Raw genomic sequence first — 17,722 nt, 5'->3', positions numbered from 1 at the left:
TTCGCCAATACCGTGGCTGGCTGAAAAAATTCATGTTGATTTTCAACAGGTTGCAAGGCCGCAAGATAAATCGTGAAAATTATGATGACTTCACGCTAATAATTATTATGAGGCCATTGGCCTCATTAACATGCTGTTAGAGCTCAATCATGGACTTGATGCATGAACGATAGAATCAATGAAGAAATAGATCAGCCCGTGATTGTCAGCGGGTTGATTTCAGGTATGAGTATCGGGACGTGGCAGGAAGATTACCATCTCACCGGTCGCGACTACGAACATCTAAAGAATGGAAAGCCTGTCACTTTCAATTGGGCGAACTCGATTCTGTTAACCTCAATTGGTATAGGCCTAACTCTGCTCGGTAAATATATATCCCAGCAGACAAATCCATCGGTGGTGATCTACAAAGGAGAATGGATAGGCCTTGGTATTGGCATAGCCATATCAATCATCTTATACGTTATTGGGCTCTGTTTGCCCGATGATAGAAAAAAGTTAATGAGAAAGCTCAAAGACCATTTCGATAACTCCCCCAAAATGCGTCAAATGATGAAGGAGGGAGAAAAATGATTACGCGAGAAAATTTGCCAAAAAGCTATGTTCCCTATGAGAGCCTTGTGATTTGCAGTAACACAATGAAAGGCGGCGGCCATATAGTCGCAGTTGGAGATGAATTGCCGTTGGTTATTGGCAGTGGAGAAAAACCACAAATCTGGCTTCAGGCTATAAGCAATCCAGAAACCAAAGAATTTGTTTCCATAGTCGAGGCTTCAGTATCTAAGCACCCTGCAGTTGAGCTGCTTGAAAAGCACGGAAGTATAGAAATCAAAATAGAAAACAAGATAGTGCTTGTGGTGCGACAGGAATCGCCAGAAAAAGGCGTGGTGACCCAGATGGATCTCAGGCCCATTGGGCTAAATCTATATGGAGATAAGTCAAGCCTGAAAGTTGGTGGGTCTAATTTTTCAAATAATACAATGTCTGGTGGTGGAGTTCTAATTGGCTTTGGTGGTTGAAAGCTCTAACAATCGCAGTCAATCCGACGGCTTTTTCGTTCCGCCTGCGGCTCCACTACAAATCCGCGGTTGCTGCGGGCGTTATGAATATGAGTAAACGACCCAACTTCATATATATGGCCGGAATGATCCCTGTTCTCTTTGTTGTGGGCCTTCTGTTATTCCTTACGTTCGATAACCTGCTGTCTGGTAGGGCTGTGTATGGAGCCAAGTTTGGGAATGCATTTGAGGTTGAGGGGGTTGCTGCAATTTTAGTGAACCTGGGCATATTGGGGCTTATTGTCTGGCTGGGCTCTTACTTGGCATTCCTTGTAAAGCGCAGCCCAAAGCTCATGCAGTTTCATAGAGCTGCTGGGGTCGTTAGCAGTGTTCTTATAGCAGTTGGGTTGGTCTATGGGCTTTCATAACAAGCGGCGGCAGCCGGATCAAATTTCCGCTCGTTCCTCGCTTCAATTTGCCCGCTGCGCCGGGCGTTATGCATAAGGAGATCAGATGGAAGTAACCGTACTAAAGCAGCTGGCAAACGTGTTATCAATGGATAGCTCATGGCTCTTAATATGCCTAGGAGCTCTTTGGGTATATAAAATCCTAAAGAGTAAATATGAGCAGCATAAAATTCGAAAAACGGAGACACTCGGCAATATAAAGGAATATTTTGACTTGCCTCAGAGCGAGAGAAATATATTCCTTAAGGAGCTTCTCTTCGAAGATCATTTTGGAAAACTATTATCTTGGCAAGAAATATCATTTTTCTTAGAAAGACGATCGCCTATTCAAAAGATAAAAAGGTATATGTCCTGCAAAAAATATATTGATATATGCTACGAATCTGGCTCTCTATCTGTTAAAAATGGAATCAACTTAAATAGAAGAAAATGGCTTTTCCTGGTTATGTACTTTGCCACAGGTATACCAGCTTTATATATGCTCTTAGGGGCTAATTACGTATTTTCAAATAATGGCCCTGAACTATATGCACCGTGGGCAATTGTGACATTAAGCCTAGCAACCCTTGCGGGAATATTTATGGCAGAAAATATCGCTACTGATACAGCCAAACAGTTAGTTTCTGAGTCAAATGCATAACAAAGCCAAGCACAATCGCCAGCGCAAAAGGAGCGCTGGCTGGACCTCGCTGTCGCTCGGCTTGTATTTGTGGCGATATAGGCTCCTCGAGTGTGGAGGAAAACAATGAATCGTGGAGTGATTGCGGCACCAGCAATAATAAACATTCAAGGCAATGGCTTTACGATGGAGAGAGGGTTATCTCTCGAGGAGATTCGTTATTACGCCTTGTACTGGGACAGAGTTGTAATACCGGGTAACAATTTGGTTTACATTGGGCTTCCTGATGAGGATATATTAATCGAAAGTGGAGTCATAGAACGCCCCCGGGTAGGGTTTCAGGGATCTTTCGGTGGTGCGGATTTAGGCCATGCTTTCGCCGTAGCGCAATCTCTGGTTGCGAAAAAGCTTATAGAAGAAGACAAATCCATAGATTGGGCGCTTCATCAAATTGGTAACAAATTGAACATCCCTCAAGAATATTGTGAGGAAAAGCATTCGCTTCGATTTGAACTTATCAATTTATTACCAGTTCCTGAGGGTGAAGTTCCAATTCCAGACATATTAGAATTTAAGGAACGCAGAGGTGACGAGCTAGAGGCTCTTCACCAGGCAATCGAAGCGGCATATGTTGAGGCCCTCAAAAACCCAGATCCAGATCTTGGTTCTGCTGTTTCCATCAGAGAGCTTAGGGCCAGCATTGATAACTTGAATGTAGTAGCTGATGAACGCTGGGAAAAAACTTCGAAATTTGATTTTTCTGCGTCATTTAATTTAGATGGTGGCAAGTTTATCCAGTCGGTTGCAGGAGGCGCAGCTTTCGATTTCTTTACAAATGGGTTTACGATGCCAGTTGGTACAATAGCTGGTGGGTTAGCTTCTTTATTCAAATTAAAGGCATCATATGGCGCTAGCTTTAAGCCAGCTGCCAATAGTTCAACACTTGCTTTTTTATCTCATGCCAGCGATGAAGGCATCATCGGTGAATAAGTCTATAACAAACACATCTTGTTCGCCCCTATGAGGCTGGGACCTCCATTCCGGCGCTTCGCGCCTCCACTGCGGCTCCAAATGCGGGCGTTGGGCGGCAAGAAGCGATGGAGGTTGAGGGACGCAATGAGGAAGCTTAATTCGCTATGGACTGTATCTCTGGTTGCCTGGGCTTCTGCAGTAGCCGCAGTTGACTATCCGACGCTTGGAACCGTTCACGGCACTGTTGACAACGACGCAATTCGCTTTGACTGTAAACCGGATTCAAAAGAAACCATTTCTTGTGACTTTATTCAGGTTTCAACGACGCATGCAGCAAAGGAATCCGATTGGCCAAAGCGTAAACGGGCCGCAGAAACGAGCTTCAAGAAAATGACGCCCGCCGAGTTGAAGGAAGAGCTATCTGGAGTATGTAAATTCACAATCCAGCTTGAAGGAATTCTTGCTGGAACGGTCGAGCCACCTGATCCAACAATGTGGGCTGCGCTGTCTGCTGAAGAAGTTAAGTTTTTTGAAAAATCGGCCGTAGCATCAAAAAGGATGTGCGATAAGCCGAGTGCTGAAAATTTGGCCGCAATTGGCAGGGTATCGTTTGAGAGAGAGCTGCGGACATGCAAGATTTCGATCAATCCGTTCACGCAGAGATTTAGAAAATCCTCCGGCGGTTGGAGTGTCATCAGCGAGCCGACTGGGGAGTGTGGAATCGTCCAGCTTTCAAAGTTTGAAAAGGCAGAAAATATTTTCTGGAACTACACGTCACGCAAGGCCGTGACCAACCCACAGAATGAAATGTTGCTGGGCATCAAGTGCAGCGATTTGGATGAAGGCGTTTATCCCTACGTGTGGAATGGCTCTGACAAGCACATGCAGTGCGATTTCATTGATTATGAATAGGTCGGTGGAGTTGCCGCCCAACAAATCGTTGCACCGGACATTTGACCCGCTGCCCATTTTTGCTACCGCAAAAACTGGCATCGCCTCAAATGCCGTTGAGCTCAGGCATTAGGATAAGTAATGGAGCTTGCGTTAAATATTTCGTCCATCCTTGGGGATACTGGTCAATTTCTACTCGGCCTTTTTACGATTGCGATTTCTATTTTCGCGCTGACTAAAAAGAGAAAGGTCACGGCGAGACCAATATCCTGAATGGGCGTGTTTGAGCGCCTCCGGTTTTCCTATCCCCTCGAAAGGTTCTCGTCTGATTTCTTTGATAAGGGTATTAATTCGTTTCAGTATTTGTTTGTCTGTTCTTTGCCAGTAGCGGTCATCTTCCCACTCCTTCTCCGCAAAAATTAATTTCTTTCAACCAGGTCCCTTTCTTGCCCTTTGCCATCCTCAAGCTCGGCAATAGACTCGATCAGACGGCGAATATTTTTGGGGCTCCTCAGCAGATACGCTGTGTCTTCCAAGGCTTGGTAGTCGTCCCAGATGCCAACGCCCGACCGCTAACGCGGTCGGGCAACAGGTTGGTCTGCGGCTTTGCTCAAGCGGCGTGAACCTTCAGCTTCTGCTCCATTTCCTCCAGCACTTCACCGGTGTACACCGCAATGCGCTGCATGCTGGGCACGCCGTAGCGGCATGAGGTGAAGCCCACCGCGTAGTGTCCGGCATAGCTCAGGAAGGTAATGTTCAGGGCCTGGCCGTCCATGACCGCGGAGATGGGGTAAAAGGCCTCCATCTGGGCGCCGTTCATGTACATGGGCTTCTTAGGGCCGGGAACATTGGAAATGATCAGGTTGTGCACCGGGGTCAGGCGGCCGGCCAGGTTTAATCCGACTTGACCAAGATAGGGCCCGAGCAGCGCGGCGCCGAGTAGCTCCCGGCTGGTTTTATCCGGCAGGCCGCGCAGGCGCTCCTTGGACAAGGACGTGGAGCGATGAATGGCGTGGAGGCGGTCGTAGTGGTCGGCAATGCCGGTGTTGAGTTTGGCCAACAGAAAGGTAATGGCATTGCCGACCGATTCGTTGTCTCTGATGGAAACCGGCACCCCGGCGGAGAGGGATTTTTCCGGCAGTTCGCCGCGCTCAATCAAGTAGCGGCGCAGGGCGCCGGCGGCCATGCACAGGGCAACGTCATTCATGGAAACGCCTTCATGCTTGGCGATGCGCTCCAGCCGGGAGATTTCAATCAGCTGGGTGGCTACCCGGCGGGATTGCTGCAGCCGCACGTTGAGCGTGGTTTTGGGCGAGGTGAAGGGCCTCACGTTGTCATCGCTGCGGTTGAGGTAAATGTCGCCCAGTGCCCAGGCGAGCTTGTCTAACCGGGGTAGCGCAAAGCGACTTTTTTTAGTTGCCGATTCAGGTGGGGGTGAGGGACGGGGTGGAACTTCCCACCAGATCGGCGTGTTAGTGTTTTTGGGGTCGGGACTCAAGAAGCGTTCAATCATGGCGATGGCGCCCATGCCGTCTACCTGGGAGTGGTGCAACTTGAGAAACACGGCAAAGCGGTTGCGCTCGAGACCCTCAATCACGTGCATTTCCCACAGTGGGCGGGTGCGGTCGAGGGGGTTGGAGTGCAGGCGCGAGGCGAGAATGCCCAGCTCCCGTTCGCCGCCGGGCGCGGGCAGCGCTGAGTGGCGCAGGTGGTAGTCCAGGTCAATCTGGTGGGGGGCGAGCCGCTCCCAGTCGGGCAGCAGGCCCGGTTTGAGGCGCAGATTAAAGGGCTCCTCAAAGTGTCTGGATTGACGCCAGCGGTCCACCATATTGCGCAGATACGTTGCCGGTGCATTTTTGGGGAGGTGCCAGGTGGTCAGCATGCTGACCTGGGCGCCACTTCGGGGTGTTTCGGCGAGCAGAAAGCCCGCATCGGCGAGTTTCATCATGGTAATTGCACCTTCCGTTGTTGTTTCTTGTCGTTATTGTTGCGCTGTGTCGAATATCAGACAGCCGCAGGTCTCCCGCGAGGGTATCGCTGGGTGTGTTCCGTAATGCAGGATCGGAATGTGGTTGCAGCCGCTTGTTATCGTTGGTTTGCGTGCCGCGTCGGTGTTGCCGTGGTTGTTGTGTTGCCCCTTACGGGACTTGCTCAACACGCTGTAAATTATGCCTCAGCACCTGGTGCAGGAGGATTACCCCACAGGTCACAGTTGGATTTCGCTGTGTTATAGGCGAAAGCTTAGTTCAGCGTTTGCGCCTTTGCCCGACGGATTTTTGTGGCCAGGTCATCGCGGATCGGCAGCCTGGCAAAGGGGCTGATATTGCTGCCGCCGGTATTGCCGCTGGGCACCAGGCCGATGGCGGTTTTGCTGGCGGCACCAACAATGCGCAGGACTTGCCCGGCAGCCTCCCGCCAATCACGCTGGTGAAAGGCCCAACGCAGCATTTGATAGTGGGCACTTACATGCAGGGAGGTGCAGGCCTGCCCGAGAATGTGAGCATTTTCCAGATGCTCAAAGGCTGTCTGTGCCTGGCCTTCGCTGAGGCAGCGTCTGGCGGCGTTGAGCTCCGCAGTCACCTCCGGGGCAATCGCCCGGCGGTAGGATGTTTTCTGCTGTGCCATTTATTTCGCTCTGGGGTGGGGGTTGCTGGAAAAGGTCAGCCGAAACTGGCTGCGCTGCCACAGGGCGGCAAGGGCGAACAGCTGCAGATTCAGCATCATCAATAGCCACCACTCAAAGGCATTTTCTACCCGGTTGTAGGTCTCTCCCAGCAGACCATCCAGGATCAGGGAGAATATCGCCACCGCCAGGGTGAATAGAGAGTAGCCCAACATCGCCCGGCCCGCCCGTTGCAGGGGGCTGCGGATCAGACCTGCGGCGCAGGCGACAAAACAAAAGAAACTCAGCGCGATATACATCACTACGCCAAAGCGGCGTAGCAGACGGAAGGTGTCGCCGGCGTGGCCCAGTGACAGGGTGTAGACCACCAGCGCCGCGGCGGCCGCCCACCCGAGCCAGGGCAGTGCTTTGCCACCGCTGCTGCCCAGGGAGGTCAGCCACTGCCGGCTGAGCTGCCAGACCAGCCCCTGAAGCACGCAGGTGGGAATAATGCCGCCCTTGAATACAAAATAGGCCACACCCTGACGGCCAGTTTTGCTGATGCTGACGCAGTCCGCCCAGTAGGGGTTGCACCAGTCGATCATCCCCTGCCAGCTCGCCAGCCACCAGCAAAGGTGGATGGTGACCAGGCTGAGGGCGGCGGTGCAAAAGGCGATGGGTGCCACCGAAACAGCAGGGCTTGGTGTCATGGTTCCTCCGCCGGGTTGTTAAAAATCGACCCGGCCTTTGATCAGAATCTGGTAGTTGTCGATATTGTCGCCCTCGTCCAGCGGCCAGGCGATATCGATGTGGGCGACCCGATCAATGCGAAATTTTGACGGGCTGATGCGCAGCCCCATGCCGATATTGCTCAGCACCCGCTCGTCCACATCGGGGTCGTCGCTGTCACTGTCCCAGGTCCGTCCGGCATCAAAGTAAATTGCCCCGCCCAGCCAGGCCAGATTGAGTAGATGGATATCGGTGAAGTGACGGCGCTCGGCGGTAAAGGTCCATTGATGATTGCCGCGCTGAATGTCGCTGGGGTAGCCGCGCAGGGCGTCGCCGTCGCCGGTGGTGAAGGAGCGGTCATCGCGGATATTGCGCGCCAGGTTGTATTGCAGGTTGATAAACCAGCGATTGTTGGGGTCGATGAACTTGAAGTAGTCCAGGTTAAACGAGTAGATCGCCTCCTCCGGCAGATCGGTATCCAGATTGTAGCGGCCGCTGCCCTCCGCTCGGGTCCGCACCAGGTGGCTGTGCCCGGCATTGGTCGAGTAAGACAGGTTGTAGTTGTAGATAGCGGCATTGCGGTCGCTGCCGGCACTTTCGCTGGCGTAGCCCAGCGTTACGCTGCTGCGTAGGCCAATGGGAATATCTTCCTGACGGTGACTGCGGGTAATGTTGGAGGTGGTCCAAAAGCGGTCTTGCAGGTATTCCCAGTTTACCCAGGGGTAGCGCAGTTCAACATCATCTGGCGGGCTTGAGGGGTCCATTACTGCAGTGAACTCGTCAATTTGCTCGGTATAACCGATGCGCCAGCGATGTACTTCATTGTTCTCCAGGCCGGCTGACCAGCCCCAGAACGCGCTGTTGTTGATCGATTCGCGCTGGTAGCGATTGATGACCACATCATCGCGCTCTACATTCTCGGTGAGGCGAATCTGGTCCGTTGACGCCCCAGCGCCCCAGCGGCTATCGAGTTTGTAAAAGGGCCGCTTGAGGTTTACCGAGAGCTCGTCGCCATCGGAGTTGTCGTAGTAGTCCAGCGCCAACTCCAGGTGCTGGGTGATCAGGTCAGGAGCGTAATAGGAAAAACCGTAACCGTCCCGGTCGTCGTTTTCGTAATACCCCACGCTGAGTTCCTGACCGAGGCCGAACAGGTTGTTTTCGGTCAGGCCGGCGCCCACGCTGTTGTCACCACCGGAGCGGGATGCCGAGCCGCTGGCGTACAGGGTCCACACATCCCGCACCACGGTACGCAGGCGAATGCCATCATCGCAGACCTCCTCGGGCACAATCATGGCATCTACCAGATAGCCGTTCTCCCGGAGTTGGCGCTCGTTCTCGTAGAGCTCGTCGGGATTCAGGGGCTCGCCGGGGCTGAGCAGCATCTGCTTCTCCAGCGTGCCGGGCTTGGTGTCGATGTGCAGAAAATTGAACAGCCGGTAGATGGCGTAGTTTTCGTCAGGGTTGTTGGGGTCAAATATCGGCAGGACCTCGTAGTCGATCCCCTTGATGGGCATCCCCTTGTACTGGTCGTAATCGATTTTCTCGCGGGTTTCCACAAACTGAAACAGTGCCGGATCGCCTCGTGGCAGCAGGCTTTGGCATTGCTCACTGGGTTGCCGAGCTTTCTCGGTCTCACGGGTTTCTGTGGTTTCCTCGGCGCCGCTTGCTGTGCTGAGGGCAAGCAACAGCAAACTGGTCAGCGCCCGGGGGCAACGCAAGCGTTGAGGTGCAGACAGAATCTTTTTATACGGCATAGTCGGCGGTTCGGCCTTACATTGCGAGGGACCGGATACAGCTACTCTAGACTCGACTGCTCGGAGCGAGCTGTCAAGCAACCAGAACGTGGTTGAGACAGCTTGCGGTAGAGCCAGATTTACGTCGAGACAGTATCAAGATAGCAAATCGCGTCAGGTATTGTGTCGTAGCGGAGCACAAATGGGGTATGGTTAGACGATACCACCCCGCCCAGCAGCGGGTTTTTGCGCAATGGCGTGTGGCTGGCCGCCTCTGGCCCGCAACAGTTCAACACTCAGGGAATGACGGTATGGGACGCTTGCTACGTTTTTTGATCAGTCATGGCCTGGCGGTGGTGATCGGTTTTGCGGCCGGAATTTATGCGTTACCGATTTTGACCGCCCCGCCCTCACCAGACGAAATCACTTTGCAGCAGGCGGCGGCACGGGCTGAGTTCACCACCTATTTCAACCGCGATGTTGCCGGTAGTGACGCCCTGCACTGGGGCGAGGGAGTGGTTGCCATTGGGGGCGATAGCATTTCCCTGATGGGCAAGCTATCGCCGGGGCCCGATTTTGGCCTCTACCTGTCGCCGGTGCCGATTGCGGACAAAGCGGGATTTCTCGCCCATCAGGCTTCGATGGTGCGGGTGGGGGATATTAAAACCTTTGAGCATTTTGTGGTGCCGGTGGCTGGGGATATCGATCCGGCTGATTATCGGAGTGTAGTGGTCTGGTGTGATTCATTTAGGCAATTTATCACATCGGCGACCTATCAATAGGAGCTAACAGGTGTTGGGCCTGTCAGTTCAAGGATGAAAACACAAATGACAATCTCACTGGCGTTGCTCAGCGGCGCCCTCTCCCTCCCGGGCGCACTGATGGCTGGGGAGGCCATTTCTGTTACCCACAAGACCGGTGTGGTGGCCAGCAGCCGCTGCGCCGAGATGGAGCAGTCCGATCGCTACCCCCTTGCGCGGGATATTTGCCAGTCCATTGAGGTGCGCGACGAGACTCACCGGGTAAAGGGAGCCGTTGGCGCTAATTTCGGTGTGGAGTATGTCATCAGCGGGCTGGCCGACCAGGAGTGCCACACCCTCAGTCATGTACTCTTTCATCCCGAAATGATGACACCCTCTGGTGAGCCGCGCAGCTACTACGAGCGGCGCCAGCGTATTGGTGCCTGTGCCGGTGATCCCGACCTGTATGCCGACGTTTACAGCTGGTACATCGAGGAGCCCTGGGAACTGGTTGCCGGCGAGTGGACCTTTAAAGTGCTGCTCGACGGCAATGAGCTGATCAGCGAAACCATCACGGTGGAGTAGTTAGTTCAGCCAGGGCCAGGCGAAGTTTGCTCAGCATCGACGGGCTTGTCCAATCCGCTTTACCCTCAAACCGAAAGCGCACAACGCCACGGGTGTCCACCAGATAGGTGGTGGGCAGCCCGATGGGTTGCAGCCGCTGACTGTAGCGGGTGCTGATATCGAGCAGGACAGGAAAGTCGATGGGGTGCAGGGCGACAAACTCGCGAGTTTCTTTGAGGCTGTCACCTGAATTCAGCGCCACCATCGCCAGCTCGGTGTTGGCAAACTGCTGCCGCAGGCGATTCAGTGACGGCAGCTCCTCAAGGCAAGGGGCGCACCAGAGCGCCCACAGATTAATCAGCAGTGGCCGGTCTGGCTTCAGGTTGACGACCTGATCATTCACATCCAACAAGCCCAGGTCAGTGGGCAAGTGCATGTCGGTTACCGGGATGAAAAACTTCTCGCCAGCGGCCCCGACGGGGAGCAGGCAGATCAATAACAAGATGACGCGTGCAGGCAGCATGATGGAAGTTTAGGTCGACCCGAAAAAGCCGAAGTATGCCATAACCGAGTCATCACCCCCGCCTTTGCCCACTCAGGGCCAAAACGCGGAAAAGTTTTGGTCCGGGTGCCTGCCAATGATTACCATAGCGGTTTTTATGGCCACCGCCTTGGGCCGCAACGCTAGGGATTCGGTTTGACAGATATCGGCTTGGAAGAAATCTTGCGCCTGGAGGGTGAGGTGCTGGTACTGATGCCCAGTGACACCGCCGCCCGGCAGTGTCGCGATGCCATCGCCCGCCTCCGCGGCGAGCAGGATCAGGCCTTTCTGGAAAGCATTACGATTGTGCCGCCGGATCAGTGGTTGGCAGGCCTGTGGGACAACTGCTTTGCCGACCGTCAGGTGCTGCGTCCCATTCAGCTACTGGCACTGGCGAGAGGCATTATTGAAGCCAGCCCCCACTACCCCGCAAATTGCCTTAACCCCTTGGCGATTACTCGCCAGTTTGTCGATGCCTTCCAGTTGCACGCCGCCTATTGTCTGGGTGACCGCCGGGAGGATTACCTGTTCAGCCCGGAGTACCAGGCATTTAGCGAGTGGCGCGAGGCACTGCAAGACACCCTGGACACGCAGCAGGCCCTCAGCAGCCAACAGCTACCCCATTATTTGCTCGCCCAGCCTTCCCTGGCCCTGCCTGACCATATTGTGATCAGTCCCGACCTCGAATTTCCACCGGCGATGCAGCGATTTCTGGACCACTGTGGTTGCCACTGTCAGCGCTGGCGCCTGGCTGTACGTCGTTCAATGAGCACCCCCAGACTGGTGAGTGTGCAGCAGCAGCGCCAGGAATGTGAGCAGGTGGCCACCTGGCTGGCGAAAACCTTGCCCGACCGGGCGCCCAGCGACCTGATCTGTATCGCGGTGCCCGATATCGAACGCTACCAGGCTGACCTGCAAAGCGCCCTCGCCCGCTATCTTTATCCGCAAACCTTGTTCCCCCCGGTTGGCAGCGGAAGTGATCCGGACGTTGCCGCGCCTGCCATTCGCGAGCCCTGGGTGTTTGAGGGCAGTGAGAAAATTCTGTCTTTTCCGCTCATCAGTGCGGCCTGGGATGTTATTTCCCTTGGAAATTCCTCGGTAGAAACAGAGAAGTTAAGCCGCATTTTGCGTTCTCGTTTTATCCGTGGCTGGCCTGAGCATCGCAGTGATCGCGCAAGTCTGGATCTGCGTTGGCGAGAGTACCTTGGCCCGGAAACCACATTGGCAAGTGCATTGGCGCTGTCCCGGCATAGCCCGACAGTGACAGACGAAATGCTGGAGCCACTGACAGCCATTGCGCAGATCGTCGGCCAGGCCCCCGCACGCCAGTTACCCTCCAGGTGGGTACGCTTCTTTGACCAGCTGCTGCTGGCCGCTGGCTGGCCCAATGCCGACAATGACGATTTGGTCGTACAACAATGTCGACGGGGCTTCAGCCAGGCAATGGATGTGTTTCGGGCCCTGGATCGTCAGCTCGGCGAAATTGCTCAGGGAGATGCCCTTTCCTGGTTGCAGCATATCCTTGCGAGCAAGCGCTTTTCCATTGCCCGCGACTGGTGGTGTCCGGTGCGGATTATGTCTTACGAGGATGCGATTGGCCGGGAGTTTGACGCTATCTGGATTATGGGGCTGGACGACAGCGCCCTGCCCCGCCGCGTTGAACCGTCGCCATTTTTGCCTCTGCACTTGCAGCAGCGCGCGGCGATTCCCGACGCGAGCGCCGCGACCCGGCTGGCAGCGGATAAAAAGGTCTTGAATGCGCTGCTAGCGGTGGCGCCTGAGGTCATGGTCAGCCACTGCCAGCAAAATGAAAACGGTGCGCCGCTGGCGGCCTCCCCCTTGTTGAGCATGGCAGCGTCGGCCCCTCCCCTGACATCGGCACTGGGCTTTCAGTGCTCTGCCGACCTTATTCAGCCGCAAAACGATGCGGTGTCTCCAGTGGGCGTGGCCGAACGTGAACAACTTCGTGGCGGCACCGGGCTGTTCAAAGAGTATGCCGCCAGCCCCTTCCTCGCTTTCTTGAAATACCGTTTGCAGCTGGCCGAGTTTCCCCAGCCACGAGAGGGGCTGGATCAGCGAATTCAGGGCGTTCTGGTCCATGACAGCCTGCAGTTTTTCTGGCAACAAACCGGCGACAGCGCGGCGCTGGCAAGCCTTACTGCGACCCAGCTTGCTGTGCGTGTAGAGGAGTGCGTTGTGCGCGCATTTGCCCATCCGGAGCTGCGCAGTGGTCGCTATGGCGACACGCTGAAGCAGTTAGAGATCCGGCGCTTGTGCAGCTTGCTGGGTGCCTGGCTGGAAAAAGAACGTACGCGCCTGGAGCCCTTCACGGTGATTGCTACTGAACAGCAGCGGGAATATCGATTGATGGGAATTCCGCTTCGCTTAAGGGTCGACCGAATTGACCAGATTGGCGAGCATCGATTGGTGATCGATTACAAAACCGGTCGGGTAGAGGGGCGAAATTTAAATGTAGATCAACTGAGCGAGCCCCAGTTACCCATTTACGCGCTGGCCGAGGCCGACGCCGGGGCGCCCGTGGATGGGGTGATGTTGGCGCAGGTGAAGAGCGTTGATGAACTCAGTATTCACCTGCGCAGTAACTGGACAAATAGCGTGGTAAAGAAAGTGCCCAGAGACAAGGACGTGGATACCCCTGAAAAATGGGCCGAAGAGTTAAGTGCATGGGAAAGGGCGCTGACAACCATGGCGGAGGGCATTCTTGGCGGCGATATCGGTCACGATTTCAGTCAGGATCATCAGCGAGGCTTCAGCGCTTACCTGTTACCGCTTTTGCGGGGTGAGGGCGCCGCTGATGGCGAGTCAGCCGGGGAGGGTGCGCAATGAGTCATGGGTTGCCGCCGGATCAGGCGCATCGGGATCGGGCCGTGGATCCCCGTGTATCGGTGTTGCTGAGGGCGCCCGCGGGCTCCGGCAAAACCGGTGTTCTGTTGCTGCGTTACTTGCGTTGCCTGCTCACGGTGGCGCATCCGGAGCAGGTGGTTGCCATTACCTTCACCAACAAGGCAGCAGGTGAGATCAAAGAACGGGTTATCGGCGCTTTGCAGCGGGGCAATGCCCCGGCAGAAAATGCCTTCGAAAGCGACATAAACGAAGTGGTAGAAAAAGTGCTGCAGCGCGATGCCGAGCTGGGATGGCAGCTGCTGGAGAATAGCGCCCGGCTGCGCATCGCCACCTTTGACAGTTTTTGCGGCAGTCTGACTCGTCGCATGCCCTTGCTTTCAGGTATGGGCGCAGCACGTCCTTTGACGGATACCGATGCACTGTATCGCCAAGCAATTTTAACACTGTTTCGACAGCTGGACTCTGCGCGCTGTCCCCCCGATCTTGCCGCCTCGCTATCGCGATTGCTGGCTTACGGCAACAACCGCATAGAGAGCCTGTTACCGCTGCTGGCGGCATTGTTGGCCAAGCGGGACCAATGGTTGGGTGACATCCTCAGCGGCGATATCGATGCGATGGAAGAGGCCTTGGCAGCGGAAATTCGCGGTCGCTATCAACAGCTGATCGCCGTGCTGCGCAAGCGTGAATTGCCGGTGTTGTTGAGTGCCTTTATCGAAGCTTCGTCAGCAGTGGAAGAGCATGCCTGGGCCGCCGTGCTTGATCTGGACGAGGTTGATCACGATGAGCACATTCCGCTGTTACAGAAAGTGGCCGAATCGCTGCTCAATACCAAAGGTGAAATGTACAGGCCGGGCGGTGTGCAGCATGCCAAGTTTCGCAAGGGCCAGCCCGGCACCCAGGCCTTGAAAGATTGGTTGGCCCAGCGCGAGGCCCAGGGTGACTATCCCGAGGTAACGGCGTGCCTGGGAGAGCTGGCCAGTTTGCCCGCGCCCGGTCTGCCTGAGAGCAGTCGGGAGCTGGTAGAGGATTTTCGCTGCGCGCTGCGTTATCTCGCGGCTTACCTGCGGCTGGAGTTTGAGCACCAGGGCGGTGTCGATTTTGTGGAGATTGCCCAGCGGGCGATCTTTGCGCTGCGTCCCGGGCAGGTTGGCGACGAAGTCGGTGAGGCGCTACTGGTGGAGGACCGCATTGAGCATATTCTGGTCGACGAGATGCAGGATACCTCAGTGAGCCAAATCGAGCTGTTGAGTAACCTGTGCCAAGACTGGCAGGAGGGCGATGGTCGCAGCGTGTTTTTCTGCGGCGATCTGCAGCAATCAATTTACGCCTTTCGCGGTAGCCTGGTGGCTTTGTTTGACGACCTGATTCAGCAGGCTCGCTTTGCTAACCGGCCCCTTGAGCTACTTCAGCTCACCGCGAATTTTCGCTCATCTGCGACCCTGGTGAATTGGGTGAACAGGGGTTTTAGTCGTCTGTTTGACGAGCGCGGTGGCCAATATACCCCGGCCATTGCTCAGCGCAGCAGCGACGGCTGTCTGCATATCCACCCCTATGTGCAAGCCTATCAGGTTAATGCAAAAGGGCAGGTTGGCCAGCAGGAAGCGGCGGACATCGTCGCGCTCATTCAGCGCCGTCAAGCAGAGGATCAGGCGACTGGCAAAGTGTCCAGCATTGCCATTCTGGCCCGCAGCCGCCGCCATTTAGCGGCCATCGTCCCGGCTCTGAAGGGGGCGGGAATTGCCTTTTCAGGCCAGGATATCGACACGCTGGTCGAGACGCCGGCAGTGTTGGATTTTACCGCGCTGCTGCGCAGCCTGTGGCACGAGGCAGATAATGTGGCCTGGGCGCGGCTGGCACGTGCGCCCTTTGTTGGCCTCAGCTGGGAAGACCTGCGCTTGCTGCGCCAACCGGGCGGCTTATTGCGAGACGCGCTGTTTAACGCCGATGGGATTGCACTGAGCCCCGAGGGTCGCCGTCGGGTGAAACGGGTAACCGAGGTCATTGCCTGGATTGAAGCCCAGCCCCAGAGCCGGGACCTGCGTTGGGCATTGCGCACCGCCTGGCATCAGCTCGGTGGGCCAGCCTGTGTGACCGAGACCGAGTATCGGGATGTTGAGCGGGTGCTGGCATTGCTGTCACAACATGCTCCCGCCGGATTGCTGGAAGATATCGGCGCCTTCGAGTCGGCTTTGCAGCGTTTGTTTGCCACGCCGCCGGTGGCGCCGGTGGAACTGATGACAGTACATAAATCCAAGGGGCTCGAGTTCGACCTGGTGATACTGCCGGGCCTTGGCGGCCGGGGGCGCAATGAAGACAGCCCCCTGTTGGTGTGGCAGCGCCTTGGGGAGCATATGGTGTTCGCGCCCAAGCCCCAGGCGGGCGACGATCAGGCGGCGCGATTCTACCGGTTTTTTGATGGCCAGCGCCGCGCGGCGCTGGCCGAAGAACTGGATCGTCAGCTGTACGTCGCCCTTACCCGCGCGAAGGTCGAACTGCACCTGTTTGGTCTGGCGAGCGAGGACAAAAACGGCGAGATCAAGGCAGAATCCGCGTCCTTTCTGGGGCGTTTGTGGGAGGAGCTTGGTCCGTCCTTTGATTGCGCAATGCGCTTTGAGCAGGATGACGAGAAAGGTACTCGATGCGTACCTCTCGCTCCGCGTATGGAAAATTTTGCGGTGCAGCTTCAGCGTGACTACCAGGCCCCGGCGCTGCCGCTGTCGCCGCTGCAGCAGGCCCAGCGATTTAGCGAAAATGCGGTGCTTGAGGACAATATCGAGGAGCGGGCCACTGGGATCGTTTTCCACGAACTGATGGAAAAGCTGGGTCGCGGCGGCGTGGAGGAGGGCCTCTATGCTGATCGGGCCAGGCTTGGCCAGCGCATTGCGCTGCGATTACGTCATCACTGCCATCCGGAGCCGGGCCTGAGCGACAGCGTCGACAAGGTGCTCGGCCTGCTGGATAACACTCGCGACTGCGAGGTTGGCCAGTGGATACTGGGTAGTTTTGCCTGGCAGGCCAACGAGCAAACCCTGCGGCGCCTGGTAGGCGGACAGTGGCAGAGCCTGATCCTGGACCGGGTCTTCCTGGAAAGTGATCCAAAGGGTGACAAGTGCTGGATAATTGACTATAAAACCGCCAGGGGCAGTGGTGACCTGGAAACATTTTTTGCTGGCCAGGCAGAGCGTTACCGTCACAAGATGACAATATACCGCAATGCCCTGGCGGCAACTGGGGTACAATGCCCGATCGTTACTGCCCTGTATTTCCCCGCTCATCGGCGGCTGTTGATTCTGGATTGATATGCGCCGCTGGCGCCAATGAGTAGGATTTTTCTGTGATTTCGAGACTATTTCTGGTTGTTTGCCTGCTGTTGATGGCAGGCTGTGCCAGCATGACTGGCAACACGCCACCGCCGCCACCGCCGCCGAGCCCCGATCCAGTGAACCTCCGTCAGGCGGTGGACAAAGTCGAGGCCGCTGCGGAAGAGGAAGAGGCAGCGCCAACCAATAAAAGTACTCGTAGCGCGCCGACCTTTACCATGGCCACCCCCACCGCCCGCCGCATGTTGCTGGGCAAATGGTACGGGGTTGCCAAGAGCGCTGACGGTGGCAGTAAAGAGTGGCTGATCGAGCGGCTGGTAGACGGCACTTACCGGATAGATTTTCGCTTCAATCAGGCCAATGGGGTGGTGACTTCCCAGTCTGAGGTGGGCTTCTGGGGGGTGTCTGAGGATATCTATTTCCGGATTTTTCGCGGTTGGGTGCAGGCCGACGGGATGAAAGTAGCCGATGCCACAGACCCGGACCACTACGATGCCTATGAAATTCTGGCGTTGAGCAAGAACTACTTCCGCTATCGCCACCTCGGCCTGTCTGAAATCTACACCGTGAAGAAAATGCCAGACCACTTCCAGCTGCCGGTGGCCAGCAATGTGCAGCCCTCCGCCCCGCTGAAATTTGAATTCTGATCCGTCGTTAAATTGAACGCCCACTGAAAAGGCC

General features: G+C 55.6%; 17 protein-coding genes. 11 read left to right on the top strand and 6 right to left on the bottom strand.

The genetic code is table 11. The features are described from left to right. The first annotated feature begins 162 nt into the window (after positions 1–162). From NCG89_RS09220 to NCG89_RS09195, 6 genes are all read left to right on the top strand, one after another. Positions 163–573, top strand: a complete 411-nt coding sequence (locus NCG89_RS09220; protein ID WP_251086236.1) for a hypothetical protein — start codon at positions 163–165, stop codon at positions 571–573. After that, positions 570–1,019 (top strand): hypothetical protein, encoded by a 450-nt coding sequence (locus tag NCG89_RS09215; RefSeq protein ID WP_251086235.1) that lies wholly within the window; start codon positions 570–572, stop codon positions 1,017–1,019. Before NCG89_RS09220 ends, NCG89_RS09215 begins: the two co-directional genes overlap by 4 nt. Positions 1,020–1,108: 89 nt before the next feature. Next, entirely contained in the window at positions 1,109–1,426 is a 318-nt protein-coding gene (locus tag NCG89_RS09210) for a hypothetical protein (protein WP_251086234.1), read from the top strand. 85 nt (positions 1,427–1,511) lie between these two features. Next, positions 1,512–2,105, top strand: a complete 594-nt coding sequence (locus NCG89_RS09205; protein ID WP_251086233.1) for a hypothetical protein — start codon at positions 1,512–1,514, stop codon at positions 2,103–2,105. Between the two features lie 105 nt (positions 2,106–2,210). Continuing rightward, positions 2,211–3,074 carry a DUF6236 family protein gene (locus NCG89_RS09200; protein ID WP_251086232.1) on the top strand — a complete coding sequence of 288 codons (864 nt, stop codon included), beginning with the start codon at positions 2,211–2,213 and terminating at the stop codon, positions 3,072–3,074. A gap of 126 nt (positions 3,075–3,200) precedes the next feature. Beyond that, positions 3,201–3,968, top strand: a complete 768-nt coding sequence (locus NCG89_RS09195; RefSeq protein WP_251086231.1) for a hypothetical protein — start codon at positions 3,201–3,203, stop codon at positions 3,966–3,968. 171 nt (positions 3,969–4,139) lie between these two features. Here the strand turns inward: NCG89_RS09195 and NCG89_RS09190 are convergent, their stop codons facing one another. The 5 genes from NCG89_RS09190 to NCG89_RS09170 form a co-directional block, all read right to left on the bottom strand. After that, on the bottom strand, positions 4,140–4,307 hold the full coding sequence (locus tag NCG89_RS09190) for a type II toxin-antitoxin system YoeB family toxin (RefSeq protein ID WP_432757889.1): 168 nt from the start codon (positions 4,305–4,307) through the stop codon (positions 4,140–4,142). Positions 4,308–4,557: 250 nt separating this feature from the next. After that, positions 4,558–5,895, bottom strand: a complete 1,338-nt coding sequence (locus NCG89_RS09185) for a wax ester/triacylglycerol synthase family O-acyltransferase (protein ID WP_251086230.1) — start codon at positions 5,893–5,895, stop codon at positions 4,558–4,560. A 293-nt stretch (positions 5,896–6,188) separates the two neighbouring features. Next, complete coding sequence (locus NCG89_RS09180) at positions 6,189–6,572, bottom strand: DUF3703 domain-containing protein (protein WP_251086229.1); 384 nt, start codon at positions 6,570–6,572, stop codon at positions 6,189–6,191. After that, entirely contained in the window at positions 6,573–7,259 is a 687-nt protein-coding gene (locus tag NCG89_RS09175) for a hypothetical protein (protein WP_251086228.1), read from the bottom strand. An 18-nt stretch (positions 7,260–7,277) separates the two neighbouring features. After that, positions 7,278–9,032, bottom strand: a complete 1,755-nt coding sequence (locus tag NCG89_RS09170) for a BamA/TamA family outer membrane protein (RefSeq protein WP_251086227.1) — start codon at positions 9,030–9,032, stop codon at positions 7,278–7,280. 290 nt (positions 9,033–9,322) lie between these two features. Between NCG89_RS09170 and NCG89_RS09165 the strand changes: the two genes are divergently transcribed. Both NCG89_RS09165 and NCG89_RS09160 read left to right on the top strand, forming a co-directional pair. Further along, the gene (locus tag NCG89_RS09165) at positions 9,323–9,793 is read left to right on the top strand and encodes a DM13 domain-containing protein (protein ID WP_251086226.1); all 471 of its coding nucleotides are present in this window, start codon (positions 9,323–9,325) and stop codon (positions 9,791–9,793) included. 45 nt (positions 9,794–9,838) lie between these two features. Further along, positions 9,839–10,336 (top strand): DUF3859 domain-containing protein, encoded by a 498-nt coding sequence (locus NCG89_RS09160; protein WP_251086225.1) that lies wholly within the window; start codon positions 9,839–9,841, stop codon positions 10,334–10,336. On the opposite strand, the gene NCG89_RS09155 is transcribed toward NCG89_RS09160, so the two are convergent. Continuing rightward, on the bottom strand, positions 10,323–10,838 hold the full coding sequence (locus tag NCG89_RS09155) for a TlpA disulfide reductase family protein (RefSeq protein ID WP_251086224.1): 516 nt from the start codon (positions 10,836–10,838) through the stop codon (positions 10,323–10,325). The genes NCG89_RS09160 and NCG89_RS09155 overlap by 14 nt on opposite strands. A gap of 174 nt (positions 10,839–11,012) precedes the next feature. Between NCG89_RS09155 and NCG89_RS09150 the strand changes: the two genes are divergently transcribed. The 3 genes from NCG89_RS09150 to NCG89_RS09140 are packed head-to-tail and all read left to right on the top strand — an operon-like array spanning position 11,013 to position 17,688. Continuing rightward, the gene (locus NCG89_RS09150; RefSeq protein ID WP_251086223.1) at positions 11,013–13,703 is read left to right on the top strand and encodes a PD-(D/E)XK nuclease family protein; all 2,691 of its coding nucleotides are present in this window, start codon (positions 11,013–11,015) and stop codon (positions 13,701–13,703) included. Next, a complete protein-coding gene (locus NCG89_RS09145) occupies positions 13,700–17,020 on the top strand; it encodes a UvrD-helicase domain-containing protein (protein WP_251086222.1) in 3,321 nt (1,106 codons plus the stop codon). Before NCG89_RS09150 ends, NCG89_RS09145 begins: the two co-directional genes overlap by 4 nt. Positions 17,021–17,055: 35 nt before the next feature. Further along, positions 17,056–17,688 (top strand): hypothetical protein, encoded by a 633-nt coding sequence (locus NCG89_RS09140; protein ID WP_251086221.1) that lies wholly within the window; start codon positions 17,056–17,058, stop codon positions 17,686–17,688. Positions 17,689–17,722: the final 34 nt, after the last annotated feature.

Source organism: Spongiibacter taiwanensis, assembly GCF_023702635.1.
Classification (GTDB): Bacteria; Pseudomonadota; Gammaproteobacteria; order Pseudomonadales; family Spongiibacteraceae; genus Spongiibacter; species Spongiibacter taiwanensis.
The sequence above is the reverse complement of the archived record's forward strand: the minus strand, read 5'-3'. Positions and strand labels throughout refer to the sequence as shown.